General features: G+C 62.6%; 28 protein-coding genes and 1 pseudogene. 10 read left to right on the forward strand and 19 right to left on the reverse strand.

The annotated features are described in order from the left end of the window. Together Q0O40_RS06895 and Q0O40_RS06900 are read left to right on the forward strand one after the other, a co-directional pair. Positions 1-132, forward strand: a pseudogene (locus Q0O40_RS06895) (IS630 family transposase); the annotation flags it as partial. A gap of 55 nt (positions 133-187) precedes the next feature. Beyond that, positions 188-691 (forward strand): hypothetical protein, encoded by a 504-nt coding sequence (locus Q0O40_RS06900; protein ID WP_295527874.1) that lies wholly within the window; start codon positions 188-190, stop codon positions 689-691. A 16-nt stretch (positions 692-707) separates the two neighbouring features. Here the strand turns inward: Q0O40_RS06900 and Q0O40_RS06905 are convergent, their stop codons facing one another. The 15 genes from Q0O40_RS06905 to Q0O40_RS06975 form a co-directional block, all read right to left on the reverse strand. After that, positions 708-1,460: an AIM24 family protein gene (locus tag Q0O40_RS06905; RefSeq protein WP_295527875.1), complete on the reverse strand. Its 753-nt coding sequence runs from the start codon at positions 1,458-1,460 to the stop codon at positions 708-710. Between the two features lie 17 nt (positions 1,461-1,477). Continuing rightward, complete coding sequence (locus Q0O40_RS06910) at positions 1,478-2,395, reverse strand: HpcH/HpaI aldolase/citrate lyase family protein (RefSeq protein ID WP_295527878.1); 918 nt, start codon at positions 2,393-2,395, stop codon at positions 1,478-1,480. A 1-nt stretch (position 2,396) separates the two neighbouring features. Then, on the reverse strand, positions 2,397-3,464 hold the full coding sequence (locus Q0O40_RS06915; protein WP_295527880.1) for a cysteine protease StiP domain-containing protein: 1,068 nt from the start codon (positions 3,462-3,464) through the stop codon (positions 2,397-2,399). Further along, positions 3,464-4,213, reverse strand: coding sequence for a hypothetical protein (locus Q0O40_RS06920; RefSeq protein ID WP_295527883.1), 750 nt, complete (start codon positions 4,211-4,213; stop codon positions 3,464-3,466). The genes Q0O40_RS06915 and Q0O40_RS06920 overlap by 1 nt, the downstream gene beginning before the upstream one ends. Beyond that, positions 4,213-5,370 (reverse strand): phosphoribosyltransferase domain-containing protein, encoded by a 1,158-nt coding sequence (locus tag Q0O40_RS06925; RefSeq protein ID WP_295527885.1) that lies wholly within the window; start codon positions 5,368-5,370, stop codon positions 4,213-4,215. The genes Q0O40_RS06920 and Q0O40_RS06925 overlap by 1 nt, the downstream gene beginning before the upstream one ends. A gap of 2 nt (positions 5,371-5,372) precedes the next feature. Continuing rightward, complete coding sequence (locus tag Q0O40_RS06930) at positions 5,373-6,557, reverse strand: trypsin-like peptidase domain-containing protein (protein ID WP_295527888.1); 1,185 nt, start codon at positions 6,555-6,557, stop codon at positions 5,373-5,375. Then, positions 6,550-7,620, reverse strand: coding sequence for an ATP-grasp domain-containing protein (locus tag Q0O40_RS06935; RefSeq protein WP_295527891.1), 1,071 nt, complete (start codon positions 7,618-7,620; stop codon positions 6,550-6,552). The genes Q0O40_RS06930 and Q0O40_RS06935 overlap by 8 nt, the downstream gene beginning before the upstream one ends. Before the next feature lie 25 nt (positions 7,621-7,645). Further along, on the reverse strand, positions 7,646-8,221 hold the full coding sequence (locus Q0O40_RS06940) for a TerD family protein (protein WP_295527894.1): 576 nt from the start codon (positions 8,219-8,221) through the stop codon (positions 7,646-7,648). 27 nt (positions 8,222-8,248) lie between these two features. Further along, entirely contained in the window at positions 8,249-8,827 is a 579-nt protein-coding gene (locus tag Q0O40_RS06945) for a TerD family protein (protein WP_295527897.1), read from the reverse strand. 33 nt (positions 8,828-8,860) lie between these two features. Further along, entirely contained in the window at positions 8,861-9,931 is a 1,071-nt protein-coding gene (locus Q0O40_RS06950; protein WP_295527950.1) for a DUF475 domain-containing protein, read from the reverse strand. Between the two features lie 7 nt (positions 9,932-9,938). After that, the gene (locus tag Q0O40_RS06955; protein WP_295527900.1) at positions 9,939-11,108 is read right to left on the reverse strand and encodes a TerD family protein; all 1,170 of its coding nucleotides are present in this window, start codon (positions 11,106-11,108) and stop codon (positions 9,939-9,941) included. Positions 11,109-11,152: 44 nt separating this feature from the next. Then, on the reverse strand, positions 11,153-11,620 hold the full coding sequence (locus Q0O40_RS06960) for a TerB family tellurite resistance protein (protein WP_295527902.1): 468 nt from the start codon (positions 11,618-11,620) through the stop codon (positions 11,153-11,155). Positions 11,621-11,674: 54 nt separating this feature from the next. Beyond that, positions 11,675-12,256, reverse strand: coding sequence for a TerD family protein (locus Q0O40_RS06965; protein ID WP_295527903.1), 582 nt, complete (start codon positions 12,254-12,256; stop codon positions 11,675-11,677). A gap of 137 nt (positions 12,257-12,393) precedes the next feature. Continuing rightward, positions 12,394-13,095, reverse strand: a complete 702-nt coding sequence (locus Q0O40_RS06970; RefSeq protein ID WP_295527905.1) for a VIT family protein — start codon at positions 13,093-13,095, stop codon at positions 12,394-12,396. After that, the gene (locus Q0O40_RS06975; protein ID WP_295527908.1) at positions 13,088-13,822 is read right to left on the reverse strand and encodes a cytochrome b/b6 domain-containing protein; all 735 of its coding nucleotides are present in this window, start codon (positions 13,820-13,822) and stop codon (positions 13,088-13,090) included. Before Q0O40_RS06975 ends, Q0O40_RS06970 begins: the two co-directional genes overlap by 8 nt. A 282-nt stretch (positions 13,823-14,104) precedes the next feature. On the opposite strand from Q0O40_RS06975, the gene Q0O40_RS06980 reads away from it, so the two are divergent. The 8 genes from Q0O40_RS06980 to phoB all read left to right on the forward strand — a co-directional run bounded on the left by Q0O40_RS06980 (position 14,105) and on the right by phoB (position 21,971). After that, a complete protein-coding gene (locus Q0O40_RS06980; protein ID WP_295527911.1) occupies positions 14,105-14,326 on the forward strand; it encodes a hypothetical protein in 222 nt (73 codons plus the stop codon). Positions 14,327-14,684: 358 nt separating this feature from the next. Beyond that, positions 14,685-15,869, forward strand: a complete 1,185-nt coding sequence (locus Q0O40_RS06985; RefSeq protein ID WP_295527913.1) for an ATP-binding protein — start codon at positions 14,685-14,687, stop codon at positions 15,867-15,869. A gap of 58 nt (positions 15,870-15,927) precedes the next feature. Then, positions 15,928-16,974 carry a substrate-binding domain-containing protein gene (locus Q0O40_RS06990; protein WP_295527916.1) on the forward strand — a complete coding sequence of 349 codons (1,047 nt, stop codon included), beginning with the start codon at positions 15,928-15,930 and terminating at the stop codon, positions 16,972-16,974. A 16-nt stretch (positions 16,975-16,990) separates the two neighbouring features. Beyond that, a complete protein-coding gene (gene pstC / locus Q0O40_RS06995; protein WP_295527919.1) occupies positions 16,991-18,373 on the forward strand; it encodes a phosphate ABC transporter permease subunit PstC in 1,383 nt (460 codons plus the stop codon). A 64-nt stretch (positions 18,374-18,437) separates the two neighbouring features. Next, positions 18,438-19,652 carry a phosphate ABC transporter permease PstA gene (gene pstA / locus Q0O40_RS07000; RefSeq protein ID WP_295527953.1) on the forward strand — a complete coding sequence of 405 codons (1,215 nt, stop codon included), beginning with the start codon at positions 18,438-18,440 and terminating at the stop codon, positions 19,650-19,652. Positions 19,653-19,654: 2 nt separating this feature from the next. Further along, positions 19,655-20,473: a phosphate ABC transporter ATP-binding protein PstB gene (gene pstB / locus Q0O40_RS07005; RefSeq protein ID WP_295527921.1), complete on the forward strand. Its 819-nt coding sequence runs from the start codon at positions 19,655-19,657 to the stop codon at positions 20,471-20,473. A 9-nt stretch (positions 20,474-20,482) separates the two neighbouring features. Beyond that, entirely contained in the window at positions 20,483-21,181 is a 699-nt protein-coding gene (gene phoU / locus Q0O40_RS07010; RefSeq protein WP_295527923.1) for a phosphate signaling complex protein PhoU, read from the forward strand. Between the two features lie 100 nt (positions 21,182-21,281). Next, on the forward strand, positions 21,282-21,971 hold the full coding sequence (gene phoB, locus Q0O40_RS07015) for a phosphate regulon transcriptional regulator PhoB (RefSeq protein WP_295527925.1): 690 nt from the start codon (positions 21,282-21,284) through the stop codon (positions 21,969-21,971). A gap of 1 nt (position 21,972) precedes the next feature. Here the strand turns inward: phoB and Q0O40_RS07020 are convergent, their stop codons facing one another. From Q0O40_RS07020 to Q0O40_RS07035, 4 genes are read right to left on the reverse strand one after another with little or no spacing between them, the layout of a single operon-like run. Beyond that, positions 21,973-22,251 carry a DUF1467 family protein gene (locus Q0O40_RS07020; RefSeq protein WP_295527927.1) on the reverse strand — a complete coding sequence of 93 codons (279 nt, stop codon included), beginning with the start codon at positions 22,249-22,251 and terminating at the stop codon, positions 21,973-21,975. A gap of 12 nt (positions 22,252-22,263) precedes the next feature. Continuing rightward, positions 22,264-23,916, reverse strand: a complete 1,653-nt coding sequence (locus Q0O40_RS07025; RefSeq protein WP_295527929.1) for a ribonuclease J — start codon at positions 23,914-23,916, stop codon at positions 22,264-22,266. A 47-nt stretch (positions 23,917-23,963) separates the two neighbouring features. Then, complete coding sequence (locus Q0O40_RS07030; RefSeq protein WP_295527931.1) at positions 23,964-24,749, reverse strand: type III pantothenate kinase; 786 nt, start codon at positions 24,747-24,749, stop codon at positions 23,964-23,966. Next, a complete protein-coding gene (locus Q0O40_RS07035) occupies positions 24,749-25,465 on the reverse strand; it encodes a biotin--[acetyl-CoA-carboxylase] ligase (RefSeq protein WP_295527933.1) in 717 nt (238 codons plus the stop codon). The genes Q0O40_RS07030 and Q0O40_RS07035 overlap by 1 nt, the downstream gene beginning before the upstream one ends. Positions 25,466-25,477 lie beyond the last annotated feature (12 nt).

The following is a 25,477-nucleotide window of genomic DNA, read 5'->3' on the forward strand; positions in this document are numbered from 1 at the left end:
AAGGCCATGCTGCGCAAAGCAGGCGAACGAACCGTCTCCGGCCTGTGGGACCTCATCGGCAGACTCGTTGACATCTTCAAGCCGGACGAATGCGCCAACTACTTCAGTTCGTGTGGCTATGATCCAGAATGATCGGAAAACGCTCTAAGGTTTGCTTCACTTGACCGGAGACGGATAAGTTTCGAAGATGGCGACCATGGCAATCTTGCGCTATTTTCAGAAGGTGTTCGGGGGTTCTCAGCCGCGCGGCGCAGATTCCGAACCGCCGACGATCAACCCGAAACCGGCGGCGATCCCTGCGGCTGCCGCATTCGACTATGCCGACCCCCGGATCCCAGATGCCTCGCGAAACCGCATCGCGCAGGTCCTGGGCTTGATCGCCGAGATTGAAACAGCGGCGACTGGCGAACCGGCATGGAGCCCGCTGCTCGCCGAAATCCGCCAACTAAGCGAGGTCCACTTACCTTCGTTGATCAAGAGCTACATCGACATTCCCGCCGCGCACCGAGCCGAAATTTTCCGCAAGACCAGTCGTTCGGCAAGCTTCCTGCTCAACGATGGGCTCGACAAGATGAATGATCGCCTTCGCGCGATGTCGCTATCGCTTGCCCAAGGCAATATCGACGCTTTTACGCGAAACATGCGCTTCATCGAGATGCGCTACGGCGAAACCGATCTCGCGCCGGATTAAGTCAGACAATACTGGATCAAAGACGCATCGTCGGCGTCAGCCAAACGGTACCCCTGCCGCGCAGAACGAACACCAGCCCCTCTCCGCTGCGCAGCGCGTTGCGCATCCCGCGCACGAGCGGCCGAAGCTCGACCTGAAGCGTCGCGCTGTACATCAGCATGAGATCGCCATCGACGATGAGTTCGCCTGAATCGTCTAGTTCGATCGCCTCGATTTCATCGACCGGCACCGGCGACTCGACGACGAATACACCGGCACCCTCCAGCTTGGGCTGCATCAGACCACCGCCGGAAAGCGCGCCGGATATTGTCTTGTGGACATGGGTCTTGATAGCGATCGTCGCTTCGCAGGCATAGAATGCCTTGTCGTCGAGGATGAGCGCGTCGCCGGGGCCATCCATTTCGGCGATGATAAACTGCTTGTCCGTCGGTTCGGTCCACACCTCGCCGTGACCTGCGTAACGCGTCGCAAACGCCGATTCGCCGGTCCCTGCCGAGCGCACGGCGCGGGCGAAGATACCGCCCTGGTCGTTTTTCTGCACCTCAACCTGCAATTTACCGATCGCATATTGCAATGCGCCGGGCTCCAGCAAAGCGGCTCCGCCGGCCAGCACAATGCGCAGCTGGCGCATGGTGCGGGCAGGCTGAACATGGATCCCGCCGGGTTCGCCCGCCATGCCGAGCGCATAGCTCTTGCGCGCAAACTGGTAGAGTTCGAACCGCGCGCCGGTCCCGGTCTTTTCGTCGATCTTGGTGCGATAGTCCGCCATGGCAGTCTCCTCTCGGCTCAGGCGCTCAGCGGTGTGGCGTGGCTGGTGCAGAGAATTCCAAACGCTTTGGCGCGGTGCAACGTCCCTTGCGCCCATAGCCGGTGCGTTGCCGGCTCGCACATCGCCTGGCGGCTGGCAAAAACCGCGCGCCCGTCGTCCGAGAGGATTTGCTTCGCCTCGGCGTAGCTTGCATCCGCGACGGCATAGGCCCCTTGGATGATACCGATCTGGCTCGGGTGGATTGCGGTCTTGGTCAGCAGCCCATGCTCGAGATCGCGTTCGACCTCTTCCCGCAGCAGGGCAAGATTGCCGAAATGCTCGAACACCGGCGCGCTGAGCGTGAAGCCCCAAGGCGCATAAGTCGCCACCAGATTGGCAATGACCGGGCCAAGCGGTCCATCATAAACCGTACGCTCGGCCGAACGGCGCGCGCCCAGCGTCTGCAAGAGATCATTACCACCGATGCGGACCGCCAGCACGCGCTCCTGGATCGCGGTCAATTGCTCGCGCAGCCGCCGCATCTCGGCAGGGTCGAAAACCTCGCGTGTTTCGAGCGTCGGCATCAGCAAATGATGATCGAACGCAAGCACGGCGAGGTACGCCGGCAAGCTGTCCGCCGTCGCCTTGGGGATGACAAACCCATCGACCGCCTCAATGCCCGGAAAGCGGAGAATATGGGCGAGCATGATCGCGTCGCGCGGCCGGACGAAGATCGCAGGACGCGGAACATCGGCGGCATGCGCGGCAAGCCTCGCCAGAAGCACTTGAAGGCGCGACAACGCCAGCGGCACTTCGGCCGAGTCCACCGCATCTTCGAGGCAGATGACAGCAGAACGCAGATCGGGATGCCTCCCGCCGAGCACCGCGTGAGCAAGATCATCGCGGGTCGCGGGAAGATAAAGCGTCGCTCCAAGATCCCAGGCGTGCAGGCGCATCCTAACCTTCTCCCACCGACTTGATCACAGCAACCGCGCGGTATCGGCTACCGGATGGCAGCCTCGCAACATGAAGCGCCTTTGTTGCAGCGAGATGAAGCAGGTGGGCGACATCGGGATCGTCGAAATCGCGGACGAACAATCGCTCGGGCAATCGCCGCAGCAGCGCGCGTGTCGATTCGGCAATGCCGGGTTTGATGCGGTTGCGATCTTTGGTGGCGGTTGCTGCCATCACGCTTTGCACCATCGCATCGCACCCGGCGGCCAGTGCGCGCTGGCGCTCGGGGTCGGCCAAAATCGGCTGCGGCGTCGCATGGCAGGCCAGCGAATCGATTTCTGCAACGAACGCGCGCGACAGATCGTGCGGCTCATGCTCGCCAAAATAGACACAGGCATGGAAATCGCCCGGCCCGACGACCGCGGCGTTGAGGATGCTGCGGCTGACCAGCCCCGATACGATCCCGTTGAGCAGGCCCGAGGCAATCAGATAATCGTCATCTGTTGCGGCAAGATCGGCGCGGCCGGCCGGATCGGCGACGACGACGAGGGTGGGCGCAAACCCGGTTCCGGCCAGACTGGCGCGAAGCTCGCCAGCAATCGCACCTTTGCCCGTCCAGCCATCGACGAACACCGTATCGGCGGGATCGTGGCGCGCCGCAATGTGCGCCAGCGCCTGACGATCAATCCCGCGGTCCCGGATGATGCTGATCGAGTAATGCGCGGCAATGCGGCCGCGCCGCCGCAGCGCACGCGCCAGCAGAATGCCGATCGGCGTCCCCGCGCGCGCGAGCGATGCCAGCACGATCTCGGGCCGGCCTGCGCTTTGCCGGTCGAGCGCCGCCGCAAGGTTCACGATATCCTGCGCAAGCCGCGTCCCATTGCGCGCGAGCGCCTTGCGATAGAGTTCCAGATACGCCTCGCCCGGCAGCGTTTCCGGCGAGAGCATCTCTGAATAATGCCGCTGCCCCGACTGGATCAGCGCTTCCTTCTCAGCAAGGACCGTCGGCGCCAGTGACACGCGCTTGAGCAGGAACGTGACATCGGCGGGGTCATAGCTGCCTGCGAACATCAGCCGGTTCCGGCGCGGAAGGCACTGGCAAGCTGCGAGCCCGTCGGCGTCATCGCGAAATCGCACAGCCCCATGAACGGCGCATCGGTCAGGCTGTCGCCGATCCCCAGCGTGGGCGCGCTAGGATAGCGGGCGCGCAGGCCGGGCAGGATATGGCTGACGGCATGGGCCTTGCCGAGATAGGGCGGCATGATCGCGATGTTGTTGCCATTGCGGTGCACCGTCCAGCCCGCTGGAACCGCGCCGAGCATCGCATCGACTGCCGCATTAAGTTCGGCTTCGATCGCATCAGGATGCTTCACGAGCACATAGAGCCCGACCGGCCCTTCGCACAATACGCGGACCGCCAGCGGCGTGCCGAGGGCTGCGGCGCTGAGCGTCACCGCCTCAGCCAGCGCGGCGAGCATCGGCGCTTGCACTTCAGCCTGCGCCGCGACATGCGCCGCCCACGGCGCATCCGGTGCGCCATCATCATTCAGCACGACGCCGCCATGCGCGCATACGGCGGTGTTGAACGGGATCCGCACGCGGCGCAGCGCATCAAGCCCGCGCGCGGTCACTGGCACGAACACGGTCGTCTCGGTCAGCCAGGTGATAAACGCCATCTGGCGCGGTGTCGCATAACTCAGCGCCGATCCGTCCGTGGTAAACCCCAAGGGCGTCAATGCGTGGGCAGGCACGTCCGCCGGGCATTTGCGGATTGTCTGGAACAAGGTGTCGTCGAGATCGACGAAGGCGATCGGGCGCATCAGACATCGTCTCCGAAATACAGCGATTGCGCCGAAAGCGCGGCGATCAGCGCAGGGTCGATCGAACCGCGCGGCGTTTCATGACACACGATTGTGGCGCGCCCGTCGGCTGGATCGGCGTTGTAGAGGTAATTGGCCACTCCAGTGCCATAGTTATCGGTGAAACGCAGCCCGCAGGCGATGGGGCCGTCGATATGCACAGGGCTGCGCGTTGCCGACTGAACGACAACATCGTGCCCTGCTGCTGCAAGCGCTTCGGCGATGCGGAATGGGGGATACGTGAACTCGCCCGTGCCGACTACGCGCACGCGCGAGGCCGGTGGGAAGTCGAAGTTGGCCAGCTCATCGCATTCCTGCGCGATGTCCATGCGCCCGAGCCGCCCGAAATTGCGGTGTTGCGCCATGGTTCCCAGCGCCCGCGCCGACGTCTCGAACTGCCGGTCTTCGCTGCGCGCCGCCGCTTGCCGTCCGGTCCATGCCAGCGTCCCTGAGAGCAAGCTCACCGTCTGTGCGGGCCGCCCCACGCGCGCCATCCAGTCATGGCCCAGCGACCAGTCGGTCAAAGTCGCCGCGACAACCGTCTCGATCGATGGCAATGCGCCGGTCATCGCCGCCGCCAGATTGGTCAGGGTCGTGCCGGTCGAAATCTCGTCGTCGACCATGATCAGCGAACGCGGCGCGGCAAAGTCGCCCGCCAGATCATGCGGCTGGTAGATCAGGTGCGACGAGGCATGGCTATGCGGCTCTTCAAAGCGCGCGAGGACCGGATGATCCAGCAGCTGCCGGGTCGAATGGAGAAACAACACATCGCCGCGCCCGGTCAGCCGGACATAGTCTTCATGCACCCCCTGCCCGAGGCAAATCGCCGTCTCGGCAAGTCCAATCACCAATACCGGCCCCGGCAGATCGGCCGGGATGCGCGCGGCCAGATCGCGGAACGTCGCCCGCATGGTCGCAGGCGGCGTACCGATGTGCCGTCCGAGCACTTTCGAGACAACCAGAAAAGCCCGGCGCGGATTGTCGCGCGCGGCAAAGGCGCACAGCGCGTCGAGCGGCCAATCCGCATGGACCACGCGCACAGCCAGCGTGCCGCCGCCTAGCGGAAACGTCCGGCTGTCGCCGCTATGCGGCGCAGGCAGTGTTCTGGCGTTGTCCACGCTCACCCCTCGCAGCGGATTCGGAAGATGTACCCGCGTGCCTCGCGCACGATATCGGCGCGGTTTCGCACGGCGCCTGCCTTGGCCTGAATGCAATCGATCCCGGTTGTCGCCAGGAACGTCTTCACCATCGCCGCCTTCACGCCGAAATTGACGTTTTCGGCATTGGCGCCGCTCTGCCGGATATGATCAAGATTGAGCGATGCGTGGACCAGCCCGATGACCAGGCCGCTGCTATCGAGGATCGGGCCGCCGCTGTTGCCGCTCGCGATCGGCGCGGTGAACTGGAGGACGCTGCTATCGTTGCCGATCCCGCACAGCGACGACACATTGCCTGCGGTCGCCGTAGGCCCGGAACCGAGCAACCCCTGCAACGGAAAGCCAAGCACGACGATGTCTTCGCCCAGATCAATGGCATCGACGTCGCGGAACCGCGCGCCGGGGCCAAGATCGCGGTCAACACGCAGCAGCGCGATGTCGTTGCGCGGATCGGAAAAGACGATTTCTGCAACTGCGGTAAACTTCTCGCTGACCACCGAAACGCTCTTTGCGCCGTCTACCACATGCGCGTTGGTGACAATGTGCGCCTGATCGATCGCGAAACCGCTGCCCGAGGAAGCGCCGCTGCGCCCGCGATCCCGGTCCGGTCCTCCGTCACTTCCGGAATAGTCGCGCGGGGGTTCGGGAACCGCAATCGCGACGTTGAACGCCGATGCCACCGCGCCGACCCCGCCGACAAAGCCCTGTCCGTTTGCGGCGAGCCGCCAGCCGCCCTTGTAGCGGTAGAATTCGAGCAGGATCACCGCCGCCTCGCCGCGATCGGTGAGGTCGAGCGCGAAATTGATGTCGCCGATGGTTGCGGTTAAGCTGCCGAAATCGCGGAAGGTAACGCCGCTGCCATAACCGCCGACGATATAAAGCACATACATCAGCCGCTCGACATCGGCCGGCAACGAGGCGAAGTCGATCCGCAGCGCGCCGCGCTCGCCAAAGCTGGCGCCCGGGCGAAGCTCGCGCTTCGCCAGCGTGATCGGCTCGAAACTCGCAGGGATGGCGCGCTGCGCATCGAACGCGACGATCACTGCGCCAAGCCGCTCGCCGCGCTGCTCAATCTGCGGGCCGCTCAGCTCGATTTCGGCAACGGGGGCCGAAAAGTCGATGCGATGGCCGGGCGTCAGTTCACGCATCGGCATGCACAGGCAAAATCGCCGCGCCTTCTAGCTGTTGCGCCTCGCCAACAGCCGCAACCAGCGCGCCGCCGACGGGCACCGGCATGTCCGCCTCATCGGCAAGTCCGAGTTCGAGCGCGACTTGCCACCACGGGAGGTTGACCCCGCTATAGCGCGTGTAGAGACATCCACCGCTCATTCGTGGATTGATTTCAAGCAGGCGAATGTCGTTGTCATGGTCAAGGTGAGCCGCCTTGAACTGGAGATTGATCAAACCCGATAGGCCAAACGCGCTCACCGCGCGGCGCGCCATGGCGAACAGCGGACCATCGGTTTCAAGCCGCTGCGCGCGTCCCAGTTTGCGCCGGGCGACGCCGACCACCAGCCGCCCGTCGCGGCACAGACAGTCAAAGCTCCATTCGGTGCCGGGCAGATGTTCCAGCACGAGCAGGCGCAGCGGGTCTGGCGCAGCGGCAATGGCCTCTCTTATCACGGCTGGCGCGATGCAGTGCGCATCGGCATTCATCAGAGTTTCGAACAGCGGCAGGTCGTCCACCAACTGCCAGAAACCTGAGCCAAAGACACCGTGCGGCGGCTTGACGCAGGCCTTGAGGCCGCGTGCCTCGATTTCGGCGCAGGCCGCATCGAAGCCCGCCGCATCGGTCACTTCGCGCGTCCACGGCATCGCGATACCAGCGGCCAAAGCCACCTCGTAAAATCGCGCCTTATCGCTGATCAGAGCCAGCGTTTCCGCCGTTCCGGTGGTCGCCAGCCGAGTGCCGATGGCGGCAAATTCTGCAGCGCGTGAGGCCATGGCTGCGCGTCCGCGCTGCACGATGAACAGGTCAACCCCGCGCTCTGCGCAAACGTTGAGGCAATAGTCGCCATAGGCGGTGATCGCAGAAGCATCGGTCCGGGCGATGGGCGGCTCGACGAACGAAGCATCAGCGGCCTCCAGCACCGGTGCCAGCGCATCGCGATGAGAGGCGAGGACGCGCAGGTTCTCCCCGCGCGCCTCGCGAATCATCAAAACAGCGTCGCGGATGCTCGAATAGCCCTCGTTGAACCAGAGGGTCGTCACACCCTGCCCCTGCGCGATCACCGGATCACAAGTTGACGCCGAACGACTTGGCCAGCGGTCCGAGGCCGCCGGCAAATCCCTGGCCGATCGCCTTGAACTTGAACTCGCCGCTGTGGCGATAGAGCTCGCCGAAAATCATCGCGGTTTCGGTCGAGGCATCTTCAGACAGGTCGTAACGCGCGATTTCCTTGCCATCGGCCTCGTTGACAACGCGGATGAAGGCGTTCGTCACCATGCCGAAATTCTGCTTGCGCGCCTCGGCGTCGTGGATCGTGACGCAAAAGCTGAGCTTGGCGATGTCGGCCGAAAGCTTGTCGAGGTTGACCACCACGACCTCGTCGTCGCCGTCACCTTCGCCGGTTGTATTGTCGCCCTGGTGCGTCACCGCGCCGTCGGCCCCGGCCTTGTTGTTGTAGAACACGAAATCGCTGTCGCCGCGGACCTTGCCGCCTTCGTTCAGGATGAAAACGCTCGCATCGAGGTCAAAACCGCTACCATCGGTGGCGCGGGTATCCCAGCCGAGGCCAACACGCACGGTCTTGAGGCCGGGAGCTTCCTTGCTCAGGCTGACGTTGCTGCCTTTTGATAGTGATACTGCCATGTCAATTCTCTCCGCTTAAACGGCCCTTCAGCCGACGTTGACACCATAGTTGCGCGCAAGCGGCGCAAGGCCGCCTTGATAACCCTGCCCGACGGCACGGAATTTCCATTCTGCGTTGTGGCGATAGACTTCGCCGAACACCATGGCGGTTTCAGTCGAGGCATCCTCGCTCAAGTCATACCGCACGATTTCGCGCCCCGTCACATCGTTGACAACGCGGATGAACGCGTTTGCGACCATGCCGAAATTCTGGCGACGCGCCTCGGCGTCGTGGATCGTCACCGCGATCGCCACCTTCTGCACATCGGCAGGCACCTGCGACAGATCGACCTTCAGCGCCTCGTCATCGCCGTCGCCTTCGCCAGTGCGATTGTCGCCGGTATGCTCGACCGAGCCATCGGTCGATTTCAGATTGTTGTAGAAGATAAAATCATCATCGCCGCGCACCTTGTCTGCCGCCGCCAAAAGAAACGCGCTCGCATCGAGATCGAAGTCGGTTCCATCGGTCGAACGTGTATCCCAACCGAGGCCGATCAGGATTTTGGTCAGACCCGGTTCTTCCTTGGACAGACTTACATTTCCGCCCTTGCCAAGACTAACTGCCATGAGCATTTCCTTTCCATTGCGAAACGGTAAATCCTAAAGCACGGCCTTCGGGGTTGCCGGGCCATCGTCAATCGCCTCGCCCGGATTTCGGCGATTGTATCGCACCGACCACCAAAGCGAGACGCCGATCAGCACCGCTCCGATCAGACCGGTGACAGTTTCAGGAATTTCAAACCTGGCCGATAGCAGCATGATCGCGGCAAGCGCGAGGATGGCCCAAAAAGCGCCATGCTCAAGATAGCGATATTCCGCCAGCGTGCCCTTGTCGACGAGCATGACGGTCATCGAGCGGACAAACATCGCGCCGATGCCAAGACCCAGCGCGATGATGAAAAGATTGTTCGACAAAGCGAACGCCCCGATCACGCCATCGAACGAGAACGAGGCGTCGAGCACTTCGAGATAAAGGAACGCCGCGAGCCCGGATCGCGCCACCACGCCGGTCGCGTCATCCGGCGCTTCGAGCAAAGAGCCGATTGCCTCGACGCCGATGAATGCCAGCACGCCGAATATGCCAGCCACCAGAAATGTGATCTGCTCGCTGCTAGGCAGCAGGGTCATCACACCGTACAATGCGAGCAGGACAATGGCGATTTCCGCCGCATCGACGCTCGACAATTTCCCGAGCTGCCGTTCGACCACGTCGATCCAATTCACTTCCTTGTCGGCATCGAAAAAGAATTTCAGCCCGACCATCGCCAGAAACGCGCCGCCGAAGCCGGAGATCGCGACATGCGCGCTCTTGACGATGGCTTCATAGGCTTCCGGGTCTGTGGCGGCAAGGCGGATGGCTTCCACCGGCCCAAGCTGCGCTGCGATCCCAACGATCACGAGCGGAAAAACGATCCGCATCCCGAACACCGCGATCAAAACCCCCCAAGTCAGGAAGATCCCGCGCCATCTGGCATCCATGTCCTTCAGAACCGAGGCATTGACCACCGCATTGTCGAAAGAAAGCGACACTTCCAGCACGCCAAGCACCAGCGTGATCCACAATACGCCGAGCATGCCCGGAATCGTGCCGGTGTAAATCCAGCCAATCCAGCTAGCAAGGAGCAAGCAAAGGATCGTAAAAATGATCGATCCAGAATAGTATTTGCGTATCAAAACATTAATCCTTGCTACCCGCACGCCAGTTAAGCCCCCACCCGAATGCACGATCGAGTTCGCTCTGGTCCCGGAAATAATCGACAATACGGCTGGCCTTCAAACTTCCGCCGACGTTTTCGAGTAGTACGACCCCGCACAGCCGTTTGTCATTGCGGCCTTCGGTCATGCGGACTTCAATCGGCGGCTGATCGGGCATTGTCACCGTCACCACCCCGTCGGTCGTATTCCAGTTCGGCGCGCCGTCATAGATGTTCGCGAAGATGGCGATGCGCTTGATCTTGGGCCAATGGGCACCGTTGATCCGCATCGTCTCGCCCGAGGAGACATCGCCCGAACGGTCGTCGCCGTCCAGCGCGATGTAAGGCCAGTCGTGATAACCGCCGAACATGCGCCCCAGCGCCTGCACAACGCTTTTATTGCCATCCGCCATTTCGAACAGGCAGCCAAGATCGAGATCGATCGCCGACCCGCCGAAAAAGCCCTTCTTGCCGCGCGACCAGTTCAAGTTGACGCTGATTTCGCCAAAGCTGCTGCCCCGCTTTTCGAGGCTGATCGCTTGGCCCGGTTTATCAAGCGACACTTTGCTGAGGCTGATCGGCTTTGCAGCGGGCGGAGGGGGTGGCGGCGGAGGGGGTGGCGGCGGGGCCGAAGCGGTCGCATCCTCCGCAACGTCGATCCCGAAGGATCGCGCAAGCGGGGCAAGGCCGCCGTTGAAACCTTGTCCGACAGCGCGGAATTTCCATGCGCCGCCGCGCAAATAAAGTTCGCCAAAGGTCATGGCCGCTTCGGTCGCGCCCGCGAGTGTGGGCGTAAACGCGATATCGCCAGCGCTGATCCGGGCGCCGGTCACTTGTGCCAGCGTCTGCCGCCGCGCCGCCGCTTCGTCGATCGTCACGCAGAACACGATCCGGACGATCGCGGCGGGAAGACGTCCAAGATCGACCTCGAACATGCCAAGCGCGCCGCCGCCTTTCGAAAACCGCACCGCGCCGTCACCGCCGCTGGGCTGGTTGTAGAACACCATGTCCTCGTCGCCGCGCACTTTGCCGGTTTCGCCAAGCAGATAGGCGGAGACATCGAGATCGACCCCCGCCGCTGGCGTGCCGTCGATCCGCACTGTCACCTGCGCGCCGGAAACGGGCGCATTCCCCCCTTGCAGCAGCTCGGTCATCGCACTCCCCTGATGTGATCGGCAAGCATGTCTTTAGACAGCGACTAAAGGTCGAATTCAGTCGGATCCTGGCCCAGCTCGCGGCAGATTTCGCGGACCACGGCTTTCTCCGAAGCATCGAAATCGCCATCAGCGCCGCCGATAATAATGCAGCCCCGGATGATCAGCCGCGACGCGCCTGAATCGCTCTTGATCTTGGCGATGGCCAGCAGCGCCTCATTCTTGCCGACCTCGAAATCGAACTCGAATTTTTCCGCGAACTGATTGAAAATCTTGATCGCCTCTCCCGCGTCGAACACCGACGTCACCGAGCTGTTGCGCACCAGATTCGCCATCTTCTGCTTTTCTTCGGATGTAATCTTGCCATCCGCCGCCGCGACATAGGCGCATCCCGCCATCATGGCATTCAAGGTGTTCTTGTTCTTGTATTTCTTGAGTCCGTCCTCAAGGCCGGACCGCAGCTCGTTCATCCTGGTCTTGAGGCTGTCAAAAAAGCCCATCTGGAATTCCATCTGCTGACATCGCCGCCATAGCCTCGGCGCGGTGCACCAATCTTATCGCTGATTTCAAAGATGCGCTAGGATCGCGGGCATCATGTCGTGAAAAGTTCGGCCGGTCGTGCGCTCGCCGATGGCCTTCATGTCCCAGCCGCCGCTCCCGCGCGTCAGCTTCGCCATCACCTGGCCGGTATGCGATCCGCTTCCGGTCAGATCGTAACGTGCCAGTTCAGCGCCTGTTGTTGTATCGACGAGGCGGCAATAGGCATTTTCGATGCGATCGAACGTGTCACCCTGAAAGCTGTTGACCGTGAAAACAAGCGAGGCGACAGAGCCGGGCAGCGCAGTGAGGTCGACGTCGATCTGCTCGTCGTCGCCGTCGCCCGCGCCGGTCCGGTTATCGCCGGTATGCACGATGCTGCCGTCGCTGCTGCTCAATTGCCGGAACCAGACCGAATCGATCATTTGGCGGTTCGCATCGAACAACAGGCATGATGCATCAAGATCGATATCGCCGCCGCCGCCGCCAAAGAAGCGACCCAGCCCTTTCGGCTGGCGCACGTCCCACCCAATCCCCATCGTGGTTTTGGACAGCGATCCCCCGCCCGATTTTTCCAACCGGACAGATTGGCCCTTTTGCAGATTTACCACATCGATTCCTTCAAAACCCGGGTTGGAAGCGCGTGCATGATAAACCAGAGCGAGGTTAAACTAAAGCTACCGAAGCGAGGCTCTTCAGGAACGGCGGCATCATGCCCCGCGCCCGCGCAAGGCGGCGACGCGCTGGATCATATTGCCGTTCCCACCATCATGCCGATTCCGGCCGTCAGGGCCATGGCCAGCGCTCCCCAGAAGGTGACGCGGATCGTCGCGGCACGAACCGGAGCACCGCCCGCCCGCGCGCCAATGGCGCCCAGCAGCGCCAGAAATAGCAGCGAGGCGGCAGCTTCGATCGCGACCAGCAAGCTGGCGGGTGCGAAGATGACGATCGCCAGCGGCAGCGCCGCGCCGGCGGTAAACGTCGCGGCCGAAGTGAGCGCCGCCTGGATCGGGCGCGCGCTTGTCATCTCGGATATGCCAAGCTCATCGTGCGCGTGGGCCGCGAGCGCGTCTTTGGCCATCAACTGCCTGGCGACACCGTCGGCGGTAGCAGGATCAACGCCGCGCTTGATATAGATGCCAGCGAGTTCCTCGATCTCCGCATCGACGTCGCTGGAAAGTTCGGCCCTCTCGCGCGCCAGATCGGCCCGTTCGGTGTCGGCCTGCGAACTCACCGAGACATATTCGCCCGCCGCCATCGACATCGCGCCAGCAACCAGCCCGGCGACCCCGGCGATCAGGATATCGCCCGGCTTGGCAGCGGCGGCCGCCACCCCAATGATCAGACTGGAGGTTGATACAATACCATCGTTCGCACCAAGCACGGCTGCACGCAGCCAGCCGACTCGCGAGACCAGGTGGCGTTCGCGGTGAAGATGCAGCCTAGTCATTGTCGCGCTCGCCTTGTTCCGAAACCCCGCCGCTCTCGCCAGCTTCGGTATGAGCCCCCGGGGTGAATGCCAACGGATCGATCATGGTCGCACCCATTGCAGCACCTGCGATAGCGATCGCAGCAACGGGCAACGCCAGCGGCACCGGTGGTCGCGCATCGCCGATGCCGGGGTGCAAATCGGCGCGCTTGGTGCCGGTTATAAACGCGCCGATCAAGTCGTCTTTGGTCAGCAGCGACATTGCTACGACGGCGATGACATGCAGCGCGATCAGGCCAAGCAGGACATTGGCGAGCGCCTCATGCAGGCCGCCTTCAGCGTCCCCCAGCATCGTGGCACCGGTATAGACAATGCCGCCAACCGTCCCGAGCAGCGCAATGATCGCGATACCCCCAAGTGCATTGTGCCCTATCGATCGCTCTGGCTTGCCCGAGAACAGGCTGGTGATGTGATGGCCGATCTCACTGGGCTTTAGGAAATCACCGAAGCGGGCGTGCTCGCCGCCAACGAAACCCCACGCGAGCCGGAATGCCACGAGCACTGCCGCAATCCACCCGACCGGAACATGCCATGGCGCGAGGGCGCTATCCTCCTCGGACGACAGGAACGCGATCAAGATCGCAAAGACCAGAAACCAGTGAAACAGGCGCACAGGCAAATCCCAAACGCGGATGGATGCGCCCGACGACTGCGCCGACGACGCACGGGAAATTGCAGAGTCGATCATGACCATCTCCATAGAAGCAACCAGCACCTCTGTAGAGACAACTTGAAAGTTGGCCCCGTGTTCCGTTTCATCGCGGCTGCCAAAGTGAGCGCGGAAACCGCGGCGCGGGCAACGCGGATCGCCCGCCCCCGCATGCGGTCGCGGTTTGCGCGCGGCAGTATTTCGGGCGTAATCTGCCGCCGCCGGGATACCATCGCGCCAACCGGTCGACATTCCCGGGACCGTGCGCCTATCGCGGCGCGAACGACATCGCAGCGCAAACACCCGTTGGAACAAAGTGTCATGGACTTCGACGATCTGAGCACCTTTGCAAGATTTCTGAGCGCAGGCTCGGCGGTCATGGTGCTCGCAGTCGCAGCCGCCATCGCCGACCGGATGCAGAGCCGCAGGCGCGACCTTGATCGGATCAGCACGGTGCCATGGGGCTTCCTCTCGGTGATCTTCTCGATGATGGCGGTGATTCTGCTGTCCACCGCCGCCAAGGCCTGGTTCAGGCCCGGTTAGAGCAAAGCACCCGCGCGAGGCAGGTCCCGCCTGCTTGCCGAAGACAAAACCATGACAATTTTGCGGCAATGCGCAATCCGCGCCGCATTAACGAGGCCCAGAGAGCCACCACAATGGCCGGCAAGCCGGGAACATGGCAAAAAACTGTTGCCCTTGAGTGTCTTGCGCCAATATTGTTCCAAGGACCGACATAAAACCGCAGTCTTTGCGCGTATACTGATAAATGCGCTCCGCGCGGGGCGCAGGCTTGACCAAGATACTCAAATCCCAAGGAAAGCTCCAACGCTCCTGAGCATCGTTCGGGACACAACTGATAAGGTCCGTGATCCGAAATGAATCTCACCGAAACGAAACTGCAATGAAGGGACTTTCCCTGCCTTGGTTCAGCATCACAGTCGCCATCACCGCTGCGGTCGGCATGTTGCTGGCTGGCGCGAACCTGTGGCTATCCATCGCGGTGCTGATCTTGTGGCTGGCAACCTTGTGGCTGGCAACGCCTGAGCCCCCCATGCCCGCGCCGGTGCAAGACGAAGGCAGCGTTTCGCGCCAGACGATGATCGAACTGGTCGAGCCGTTCAGCGTGCCGGTGTTGATGCTCGACGATCAGCGCATCGTCGCTGCCAACGCCGCCGCGCGCGAGGCGCTGGGTCCGCATATCATTGGTCAGGACGCGCGGGTTGCGCTGCGTCATCCCGAAGCGATTACCTTGCTCGACAAGCCCAACGGCAGCGCGGTGGTGCGCGGCCTGACCGGCTCACGCAGCATCTGGCATGTCAGCCGGGTCAGCATCGACGAACGCTTTTCGGTGATCGAGCTGGTCAATCGCACGGTCGAGGCCGATATCAGCCGCTCCCACACCGATTTCGTCGCCAATGCCAGCCACGAATTGCGCACGCCGCTCTCCTCGATCATCGGCTACATCGAAACGCTGTCGGATCCCGATGCCAAAGTCGACGCAGTTACCGCCGCCCGGTTTCACAACACCGTGCTGCGCGAGGCGAAGCGGCTGCAAAGTCTGGTCGAGGACCTGATGTCGCTTTCGCGGATCGAAGCGGAAAAGCACGAGCTTCCCCGCGAGCGGATCGATCTGGGCCAGCTTGCGGCCAGCATCGGCGGCGAAGTCTGCGCCACTGTGGGTGACACGCGCCTGCAGGTGGCGGCGGACAGTGCAGTGGTGATCGGCGATCGCCAGCAGCTCGATCAGGTGATCCGCAACCTCATCGATAACGCGCTCAAATACGGCGATCACAAAACACCGGTGGCGGTCGGCGTCTCGGTCGTGGGCAACGAAGCCGTGCTCAAAGTAACCGATCACGGCGATGGGATACACCCCGATCATATTCCCTATCTCACCCGCCGCTTCTATCGCACCGACCCCGGCCGCAGCCGCGCTGCGGGCGGCACCGGCCTTGGCCTGGCGATTGTCAAACACATTGTCGAGCGCCATCGCGGCAAGCTCGACATCGTCAGCCGGTTGGGCGAAGGTACCAGCGTAACCGTGCGCGTGGCGCTTGCTGCTGCGCTTGCGCCGCGAGTGTCTTAAGCATGTCATTCCGCTGTCGCATTGCGGGTTGCTAGATCGGGTGCGGAAGGAATCTATTATGTTTGCGAAATCCACCACTGCCATCTCGTCTGCCGCAATCTTGGCGCTGGCACTCGCAGGATGTGGCGGCCAGCAAGGGGGTAGCCGCGATCAGGTGCGCGCCGTCGGTTCGTCCACGGTCTATCCTTTCGCCAAAGCGGTAGCCGAATCAGCAGCCCGCAGCGATCCCTCGATCAAGTCGCCGATCATCGAATCGACCGGCACGGGCGCGGGCATGAAATTGTTCTGCGCCGGCGTGGGTCCGCAACATCCCGATGTCGCCAATGCCTCGCGCCGGATGAAAAAATCCGAATTTGACGATTGCCAGAAGAACAACGTCAAAGAGATTGTCGAAATTCAAGTCGGGCTTGATGGCGTGGCCTTTGCCGAGGGCAATGGCGGCCCTGGCATCCCGCTTACGCCGGAAGACGTTTACGAAGCGCTGGCCAAAACGCCTTATGGCAAGCCCAACACCGCAAAGACCTGGAAGGACGTCAATCCCGCCCTCCCGGCCGAGCCGATCCTCGTCTACGGACCGCCCTCCACCTCGGGCACGCGCGATGCGTTCAAGGAGCTGATCCTGCTCAGGGGCTGCGACAGCAACCCCGCGATGAAGGCTCTGAAAGAGAGCGACAAGGAAAAGCATGAAGCGATCTGCGGCGATGTGCGCGAAGATGGCGCATATGTCGATGCGGGCGAAAACGACAACCTGATCGTGCAAAAGATCGAAGCCAATCCCAAGGCGATCGGCATTTTCGGTTACTCCTATCTTGAGGAGAATACCGACAAGCTGCGGGGGCTCACGATGAACGGCGTCACCCCGACTTACGCCACGATTTCCGACTTTTCGTATCCCGGCGCCCGTCCGCTCTTCATCTATGTCAAGAAAGCGCACGTGAAGGCCATTCCCGGGCTTCAGGCTTTTGTCGGTGAGTGGGCCAAGTTGTGGAACAAAGGCGGCGTCCTGTCGAAGCTTGGCATGGTAGTTGCCCCCGATGCCATTCAGGCAGCCAGTGCCAAGGCGGCAAGCACATTGCCTGTGCTCGATGGCGTACAGTTGAACTAAGGACGCATCGAGACTTATGTCGCCTGCAATTTTATTTCTTCTGGCCTTGGGGTTGGGTCTTGTCGGGTGGCTGGCAGGGCGTTCCCGCGCGCGCGCTTTCCGGCTTGCCGCGCCGCGCGGTCGGATCAACTCGTTGCCGCAGTTTCACGCCTGGTATGTGGCGCTATGGGTAACTGTGCCGGCGATGCTGTTTGCGCTGATCTGGGAAATGATCAGCCCCGGATTGATCCTTCAGCACGTGCTGGCCGATCCCGCCGCAGCGGCCTTGCCCGCTTTCGGGTTTGAACGCGAGGCCATGATGAACGAGGCGCGCGCAGTCGCCACAGGGGCAGCCCGCGCGGTTTTCAATGCCGAGGCAGAAGGACTGGTCGAACCTTACCGGGCCGCTCTGCTGCGGTATCAATCGATCGGCCTCGTGGTCACCCTTCTGATCATTTTTGCGGGCGGAGCATTTTCGTTCCTGCGCTTGAAGCCCGATTTCACGGCGCGCACGCGGATCGAGCGTGCAGTGATGAACTTGCTGCTGCTCGCCTCGCTGGCTGCAATCCTTACCACGGTGGGCATCGTCGCCAGTCTGGTTTTTGAAACCGCCCGTTTTTTCAGCATGGTCTCGCCGTTCGATTTTCTGTTCGGGTTGCACTGGGCGCCCGATCCGATGAGCAGTGGCCCGGTTGATAGCGCTGACTTCGGCGCGGTTCCCTTGTTTTGGGGTACGATTTATATCGGCGCGTTCATCGCGATGCTGGTGGCAATCCCGCTTGGGCTGATGAGCGCAATCTACCTGACGCAATATGCCAGCGCCGGCGTGCGCCAGATCATGAAGCCCCTGCTCGAAATTCTCGCTGGTGTGCCCACGGTGGTGTACGGGTATTTTGCCGCGCTGACGGTGGCCCCCGCCGTGCGGGATATTGCGCAAAGCATCGGCATCAGCAATGCTTCGACCGAGAGCGCGATGGCCGCCGGGCTGGTCATGGGCGTCATGATCATCCCGTTTGTCTCTTCGATGGCAGACGACAGCATCGCCGCAGTGCCGCAGGCGATGCGCGATGGCAGCCTCGCGATGGGGGCTACCCGCGCTGAGACCATCCGCAAAGTGCTCGTTCCTGCCGCGCTGCCCGGCATTGTTGCGGGGATCATGCTGGCAGTCAGCCGCGCGATTGGCGAGACCATGATCGTCGTCATGGCCGCAGGCGCCGCCGCCAATCTCACGGCCAATCCGTTTCAGTCGATGACCACGGTCACCTTCCAGATCGTCGCCATGTTGACCGGCGAAGGCAGCTTCGACAATCCGGCAACGCTCTCCGCTTTCGCGTTGGGCATGGTGCTGTTTCTAGTCACGCTCGCGCTCAATTACATCGCGCTGCGGGTCGTCAAGCGCTACCGGGAAGCTTATGACTAAGCCTGCTATGACCGAGGCACAGCGCGCAAAGCTCGAAGCGCTGCATGCGGCGCGGGTGGCGCGCATGAATGCAGGCTTGCGCCGCCGCTATATCGCCGACGCTGCGTTTCGCTGGGCCGGGCTTGGCGCGGTCGTGTTTTCAGGCCTCATTCTGGTGTTCCTGCTCGGCGCCATGGCCTCGAACGGCATAGCAGGATTTCAGCGCAGCGAACTCAAGCTCACCGCGCCGATCAACGGTGCGATTCTGATCGATCCCGCGCGGCTGGCCCAGCCCGATCCCATTGGCGGTCTTGAGGCGGCGGGCCTACCGACCTTGGTGGACAGCGCCGCCGACAGGGCCTTTGGGCCCGGCGGTGCCGATCTGCTGGCCGAAACCGCCTGGCGCGAGGTTGGGGCACAGCTTATCGAGAATCCGACGCTGCTGGGCAAAGAGACCCTCGAGCTCTCGCTTCCGGCCAGCGACGATCTGGCCAATGCGCAGCGCGGCGGGGGCGAACCGGCGCTCCGCGCTGTCGCACAAAAGCTGGTGGCCGAAAAGCGGCTGGTGCGCGCATTCGACAGCGGCTTTCTGGTGCGCTCCGATGCCACCAGCCCGCAAAGCGTTGGCATCTGGGGCGCGCTCAAGGGGTCGATGATGACCATGCTGGTCACCTTGCTCCTCGCCTTCCCGATCGGCGTGCTTTCGGCACTCTATCTTGAAGAGTATGCCAAGCACAACCGTTGGACCGAACTGATTGAGATCTCGATCAACAATCTGGCGGCGGTGCCCTCGATCATCTTCGGGCTGCTCGGCCTTGCCGTGTTTCTGGCCGCGTTTCCGAACCTTCGCTCGGCACCGCTGATCGGCGGCATGACGCTGGCGCTGATGACCATGCCGGTCATCGTCATTTCCGGCCGCAATGCGATCAAGGCGGTGCCGCCCTCGATCCGCGACGCGGCGCTCGCGATGGGGGCGAGCCCAGTCCAGGTTGTGTTTCATCATGTGCTTCCGCTGGCGCTGCCGGGCATCCTTACCGGCACGATCATCGGCATGGCGCGCGCGCTTGGCGAAACCGCGCCCTTGCTGATGATCGGCATGCGCGCCTTCGTTGCCAGCCCGCCCAGCGATTTCACCTCGCCGTCCAGCGTGCTGCCGGTGCAGATCTTCCTGTGGTCCGACGAGATCGACCGCGGCTTCATCGAACGCACCAGCGCGGCCATCGTCGTGCTGCTGATTTTCCTGCTCGTCATGAACGGTTCGGCGATCTATCTGCGCAACCGATTTGAAAAAAGGTGGTAGCCATGGACGCCCCGCTCCTCAACGACACTGACACAGCGGCCACCCCGGCTGCTGCTGACACTGGCCGGTCAAAGGTCAGCGCAAAGCATGTTTCGGTCTTCTATGGTCAGAAGCAGGCGATCGACGACGTTTCGATCGAGATCCCGCACAATGTTGTCACCGCCTTCATCGGTCCTTCGGGGTGCGGCAAGTCGACCTTCCTGCGCACGCTCAATCGCATGAACGATACGATCTCGGGCGCGCGGGTCGATGGCGAAATCCTGCTGGACGGGGTCGACATCTACCGCTCGACGATGGACGTGGTGCAATTGCGCGCGCGCGTCGGCATGGTGTTTCAAAAGCCGAACCCGTTTCCCAAATCGATCTACGAAAACATCGCCTATGGCCCGCGCATTCACGGGATGACGAGCAGCAAAAGTGAACTGGACGGCATCGTCGAGCAATCGCTCCAACGCGCTGGTCTGTGGGACGAGGTCAAGGATCGGCTCAGCGATAGCGGCACCGCGCTTTCTGGCGGCCAGCAGCAACGCCTGTGCATTGCCCGCGCGATTGCGGTCGATCCCGAAGTGATCCTGATGGATGAGCCGTGCTCGGCGCTCGATCCTATTGCTACCGCGCGGATCGAAGAATTGATCGACGATCTGCGCGCCCGCTATGCTATCGTGATCGTGACCCATTCGATGCAGCAGGCCGCGCGCGTTTCACAGCGAACCGCGTTCTTCCATCTCGGCAAGATCGTCGAATATGGCAACACCCCTGATATCTTCACCAATCCGCGTGAAGAGCGCACGAAAGACTACATTACCGGCCGTTACGGATAAGGAAACAAGGTGACAGAGCACACCGTCAAGGCATTCGACGATGACATCACCCGTTTGCGCGGGCTGGTGGCCGAAATGGGCGGTCTGGCAGAACTTTCGGTCGCAGAGGCAATGGACGCACTGGTCAGCGGCAACGAGGTGCTTGCCGCCGAAGTCATCGCCCGCGACAAGCGCATCGATCTGCTTGAGACCGAAGTCGATCGGCTTGCCGTCAGCGTGCTGGCTCTGCGCGCGCCGCTGGCCGATGACTTGCGCGAAGTAATCGCCGCGCTCAAGATCGCCGGGGTGATCGAGCGGATCGGCGATTATGCCAAGAACATTGCCCGCCGTGTCGGCCACATCGAAGGGCGCAAACGCTTTGAGCCCCTCACCCTCCTTCCTGTCATGAACGAACTGGCGGGTGACATGGTGCACGATGTGCTCACCGCCTTTGCCGCGCGCGATCCCATCGCTGCGGCTGAAATTGTCCAGCGCGACTCCAAAGTTGACGCGTTTTATGACAGTATTTTTCGCAATTTCGTGTCGTACATGGTCGAGAATCCGGCAACGATCAGCTCGGTTGCCCAGCTCATGTTTGTCGCGCGCAACATTGAGCGGATCGGCGATCATGCCACGAATATCGCGGAAATGGTATATTACGCGTCAACCGGTGACTACTTGCCGGAACGCGAGCACGTCGTTCATTCCGGGTTGGACGTATTGGTTTGAGAATGGTGCGTACCCCAGTGGTTGACCGGCGTAATTACCCCGTAACAAATGTCGTATCTACGCAGCGCGTTCGTCACATAAGACGCAACAGGGGCCAATTATGACTGCGCCAAAGCTGCTTCTGGTCGAGGACGATACCGCCTTGGCCGAGCTGGTCGAATACAGGTTCCGCGGCGAAGGATATGAGGTCCGCACCACCGACGATGGCGACGAGGCGCTGCTTCTCGCCGCCGAGGATATTCCCGATCTTGTGCTGCTTGATTGGATGATCGGCGGCACCAGCGGCATCGAAGTCTGCCGCCGCTTGCGCCGCAACAAGGCGACCGCGCACGTGCCGATCATCATGCTCACCGCGCGCAGCGACGAGGACGACCGTGTGCGCGGCCTCGAAATCGGCGCGGACGATTATATCACCAAGCCATTCAGCCCGCGTGAGCTGATCGCGCGCGTGGGCGCGGTGCTGCGCCGCGTGCGCCCGGCGCTGGCTGGGGAAACGATCACCGTTGGAGATCTCTCGCTCGATCCCACTGCGCACCGCGTGATCCGGCGCGATCAGTCGATCAAGATCGGGCCGACCGAGTTTCGCCTGCTGCGCCATTTCATGGAGCATCCCGGCCGCGTGTTCTCGCGCGGGCAATTGCTCGATGCGGTTTGGGGCAGCGGCAGCGATATCGAGGTGCGCACCGTCGATGTGCATATCCGCCGCCTGCGCCAGGCCATCGCGCTTCCCGGCGCCGCCGATCCGGTGCGCACCGTGCGCTCGGCTGGCTACGCGCTCGAAGGCGTCTGACTTACTTTTTCAGGCCGATCAGGCGCGAAATGTCGAGATCGGAGGCTGTGATCCAGCCCTGATACAAGTTGGCGATGTAAAGGCTGCACAGCACCGCTGACAGCGCGGTTGCGCGCAAAAGGATCGCACGCGCCCGAAAATTGCCCGGCGCGCTGTCCGCCTGACCGGGCACTTTCTCGATGCCCAGTTCGTCATGGGTTTTTACCCCGAACGGCATCACGAGGAACGCCGAGAGCACCCAGAACAGCAGGTAGATGGCGATGATGGAGAGCACGGGCATGGCAGTGGGCCCTCAGCGCTCGCGCAACATGACCTGCACCACCGGCTTCTTGCCCGACCAGCGCTGCGCTGCGCGCCGCACGGTCAGCCGCACCAGCTCGGCAATGGCTGCCCGGTCACGGCGCTTGTCGCCTTTCAAGGCGAGCAGCGCCTTGGCCACATCGTCCTGCGCTTCGGCGATGTACTCGGGCATGTCCTCTTCCAGCGGCAGTCCGATCGCGGCGATCTCCACGCCTGAAACCAGCTTGCCATCGGGGCTGACCGCCAGCGCTGCTGTCACCAGTCCGTTCTCGGCCAGCTTGCGCCGCGATGCCATCGTCTCGCCGTCCGCGGGGGTCAGGATATCGCCGTCGAGCACCAGCCGGCCATTGCGCACGGTCTGCAGTTTGCGCGGACCGCCCGGGGCCAGCCGCACCAGATCGCCGTTCTTCTGCACAATCGTGCGCGGGATGCCTTCGGATGCGCCAAGCCGCGCCTGTTCGGCCATATGGCGCATCTCGCCGTGCACCGGCACCAACATTTCAGGCTTCAGCCAGCTATAAAGCGCCGCCAGCTCGGGCCGCCCGGGATGGCCCGAAACATGGATCATGCTCTGGCGGTCGGTGATGATCTGCACGCCCTTTTCCGCCAGCGTATTCTGGATGCGCCCGATGGCCAGCTCGTTGCCGGGGATCTGGCGGCTTGAAAATACCACCGCGTCGCCCTTCTCCAGCTTGATCGGGTGCTTGTCGCTGGTGATCCGGGCGAGCGCGGCGCGCTCCTCGCCCTGCCCGCCGGTCGCCAGGACCAAGAGTTCGCCCGGTGGCAGGTCCATCGCGTCGTCCATATCGACCGTTTCGGGAAAATCCTGCAGATAGCCACTGGCCTGCGCCACGCGGATGATCCGATCGAGCGAGCGCCCCGCCACGCACAGCTGCCGCCCTGTCGCCTCGGCGACTTGCCCTAGTGTCTGCAAACGCGCCACGTTGGAAGCAAACGTCGTCACCACCACGCGCCGCCCTTCCAGCGCGCCCACCGTCTCCATCAGCCCGTCGCGCACCGCGCCTTCGGAGCCCGATGCTTCGGGATTGAACACATTGGTCGAATCGCACACCAGCGCGAGCACACCCTCATCGCCGATCGCGGTCAGTTCCGCCTGCGTCGCGGGCACGCCGATCAGCGGCGCGTCATCCAGCTTCCAGTCGCCGGTATGGAAAATCCGGCCATAAGGCGTGTCGATCACCAGCGCGTTGCCCTCGGCAATCGAGTGCGCCAGCGGCACATAGCGGATGCCGAACGGCCCCAGGCTCAGCGAACTGTCATTGGGGATCGTATGCAGCTTCACGCTCTTGGCGATCCTGGCCTCGACCAGCTTTTCATTGACCAACCGCGCGGTAAACGGCGTGGCATAGAGCGGCACGCCCAGCTCCTGCGCGAAATAAGGCACCGCGCCGATGTGATCCTCATGCGCATGGGTCAGCACCACGCCGATCAGGTCATCCAGCCGCTCTTCGATGAATTCGAGATCAGCAAAAACAAGGTCGACGCCGGGATAATGCGGATCGGCAAAGGTCATCCCCAGATCGACCATCAGCCATTTGCCGTCGCAGCCATAAAGATTGACGTTCATTCCGATCTCGCCTGATCCTCCGAGGGCGAGAAACAGCAATTCCTTTGCGGGGGTCACTCAGCTTCCAATTCTATTGTTGCAGGCAATCTTCAGATTGCCGGTGTTCAAGCCGCTACGGCCACGCGTCCTGCGAGCAGGGCAAGGCCATCCAGCGTCAAATCCGTATCGACGGTATCGAAAATGGATGTATGCTCACCGAACAAAACCGCAAGCCCACCGGTGGCGATAACTTGTGCAGGACGCCCGATTTCGGCACGCATGCGCGCAATCAAGCCCTCCATCAGCGCAACATAGCCCCAAAAGACCCCAATATGCATCTGGTCCTCGGTATTGCGCCCGATCACGCCCTTGTCGGCGGCGGGAGCCTCGATCGCGATGCGCGGCAGCTTGGCGGCGGCATTGACCAGTGCTTCGAGCGAGAGATTGATGCCGGGTGCGATGATCCCGCCCTTATAGGCCCCGGCGGCATCGATCACATCGAACGTGGTCGCGGTGCCGAAATCGACCACGATCAGATCGCCGGGATACTTGGCATGCGCCGCGATCACGTTCACCGCGCGATCCGCACCCAGCGAGCGCGGCTCATCGATATGCGCCTCAAAGCCCCACTCGACCGGCGGCTTGCCTGCGATCAGCGGATCGCGCCCGAAATACTTCTGCGCCAGCACTTCCAGATTATGCAGCGCGCGCGGCACCACCGTGGCGATGATGATCTGCTCGACAGACTTGGGATCAAAGCCTTGCAGCTGCATCAATTGCAGCAGCCACACCGCATATTGATCGGCGGTGCGGCGCGGATCGGTCGCCACACGCCAGCGCGAGCGGATTTCGAGGCCCTCGAACAGCGCGAACACGACATTGGTGTTGCCCACGTCAACCGCAAGAAGCATCAGTCACCTATCAGATCCACATCGCCTGCGTGGATGGCACGCATCGTTCCATCCGCCAAGCGCAGAAGCGCAGCGCCATCGCCATCAAGCCCGGCGAACCCGCCCGTGATCGGACCGAGCGCCGGGTCATGCGCCGCCAGCAGCGTGCCCTGTGCATGCGCGCGCGCCAGCCACTCCGCCCGCAGCGCGGGCCATTCGCCCCGGTGCCAGCGCGCCAGCATCTGCGCCCACACTGCCGCCAAGCTTTGCGCAAACGCATCCCGCGCCAGCGGATAGCCCAACCGCGCCAGCGCCGCCGTCGGCCGGTCGGGCAGCGGCGGAGCCTCGGCCAGGTTCACCCCGATGCCGACAACCACGACATCGCCCTGCCGCTCGAGCAGGATGCCCGCCAGTTTGGCTGCGCCCACCAACAAATCATTCGGCCATTTGAGCCGCACATCGTCCAGACCGGGCGCCGACGCGCTGACTGCCTCGTGCACCGCTACTCCGGCCACCAGCGCCAAAGTGGCCGCTGGCGGATCGCCCTGGCCCACCAGCGCCGGCGTCGAGCCCATGAAATTGCCCAGTCCCCCGCTCCACACGCGCCCGGCGCGTCCGCGCCCGGCGGTCTGGCGGTCGGCGATCAGCCAGCGGCCCTCGGCCAGCCCCTCGCCCGCCGCAAGCCGCGCGCGCAGCGCCGAATTGGTCGAACCGATCTCTGCGACGATCTCGATCAAGGATCAGGCGGC

Source organism: Novosphingobium sp. Chol11, from assembly GCF_945870625.1.
In the GTDB taxonomy this organism is placed as follows: domain Bacteria; phylum Pseudomonadota; class Alphaproteobacteria; order Sphingomonadales; family Sphingomonadaceae; genus Novosphingobium.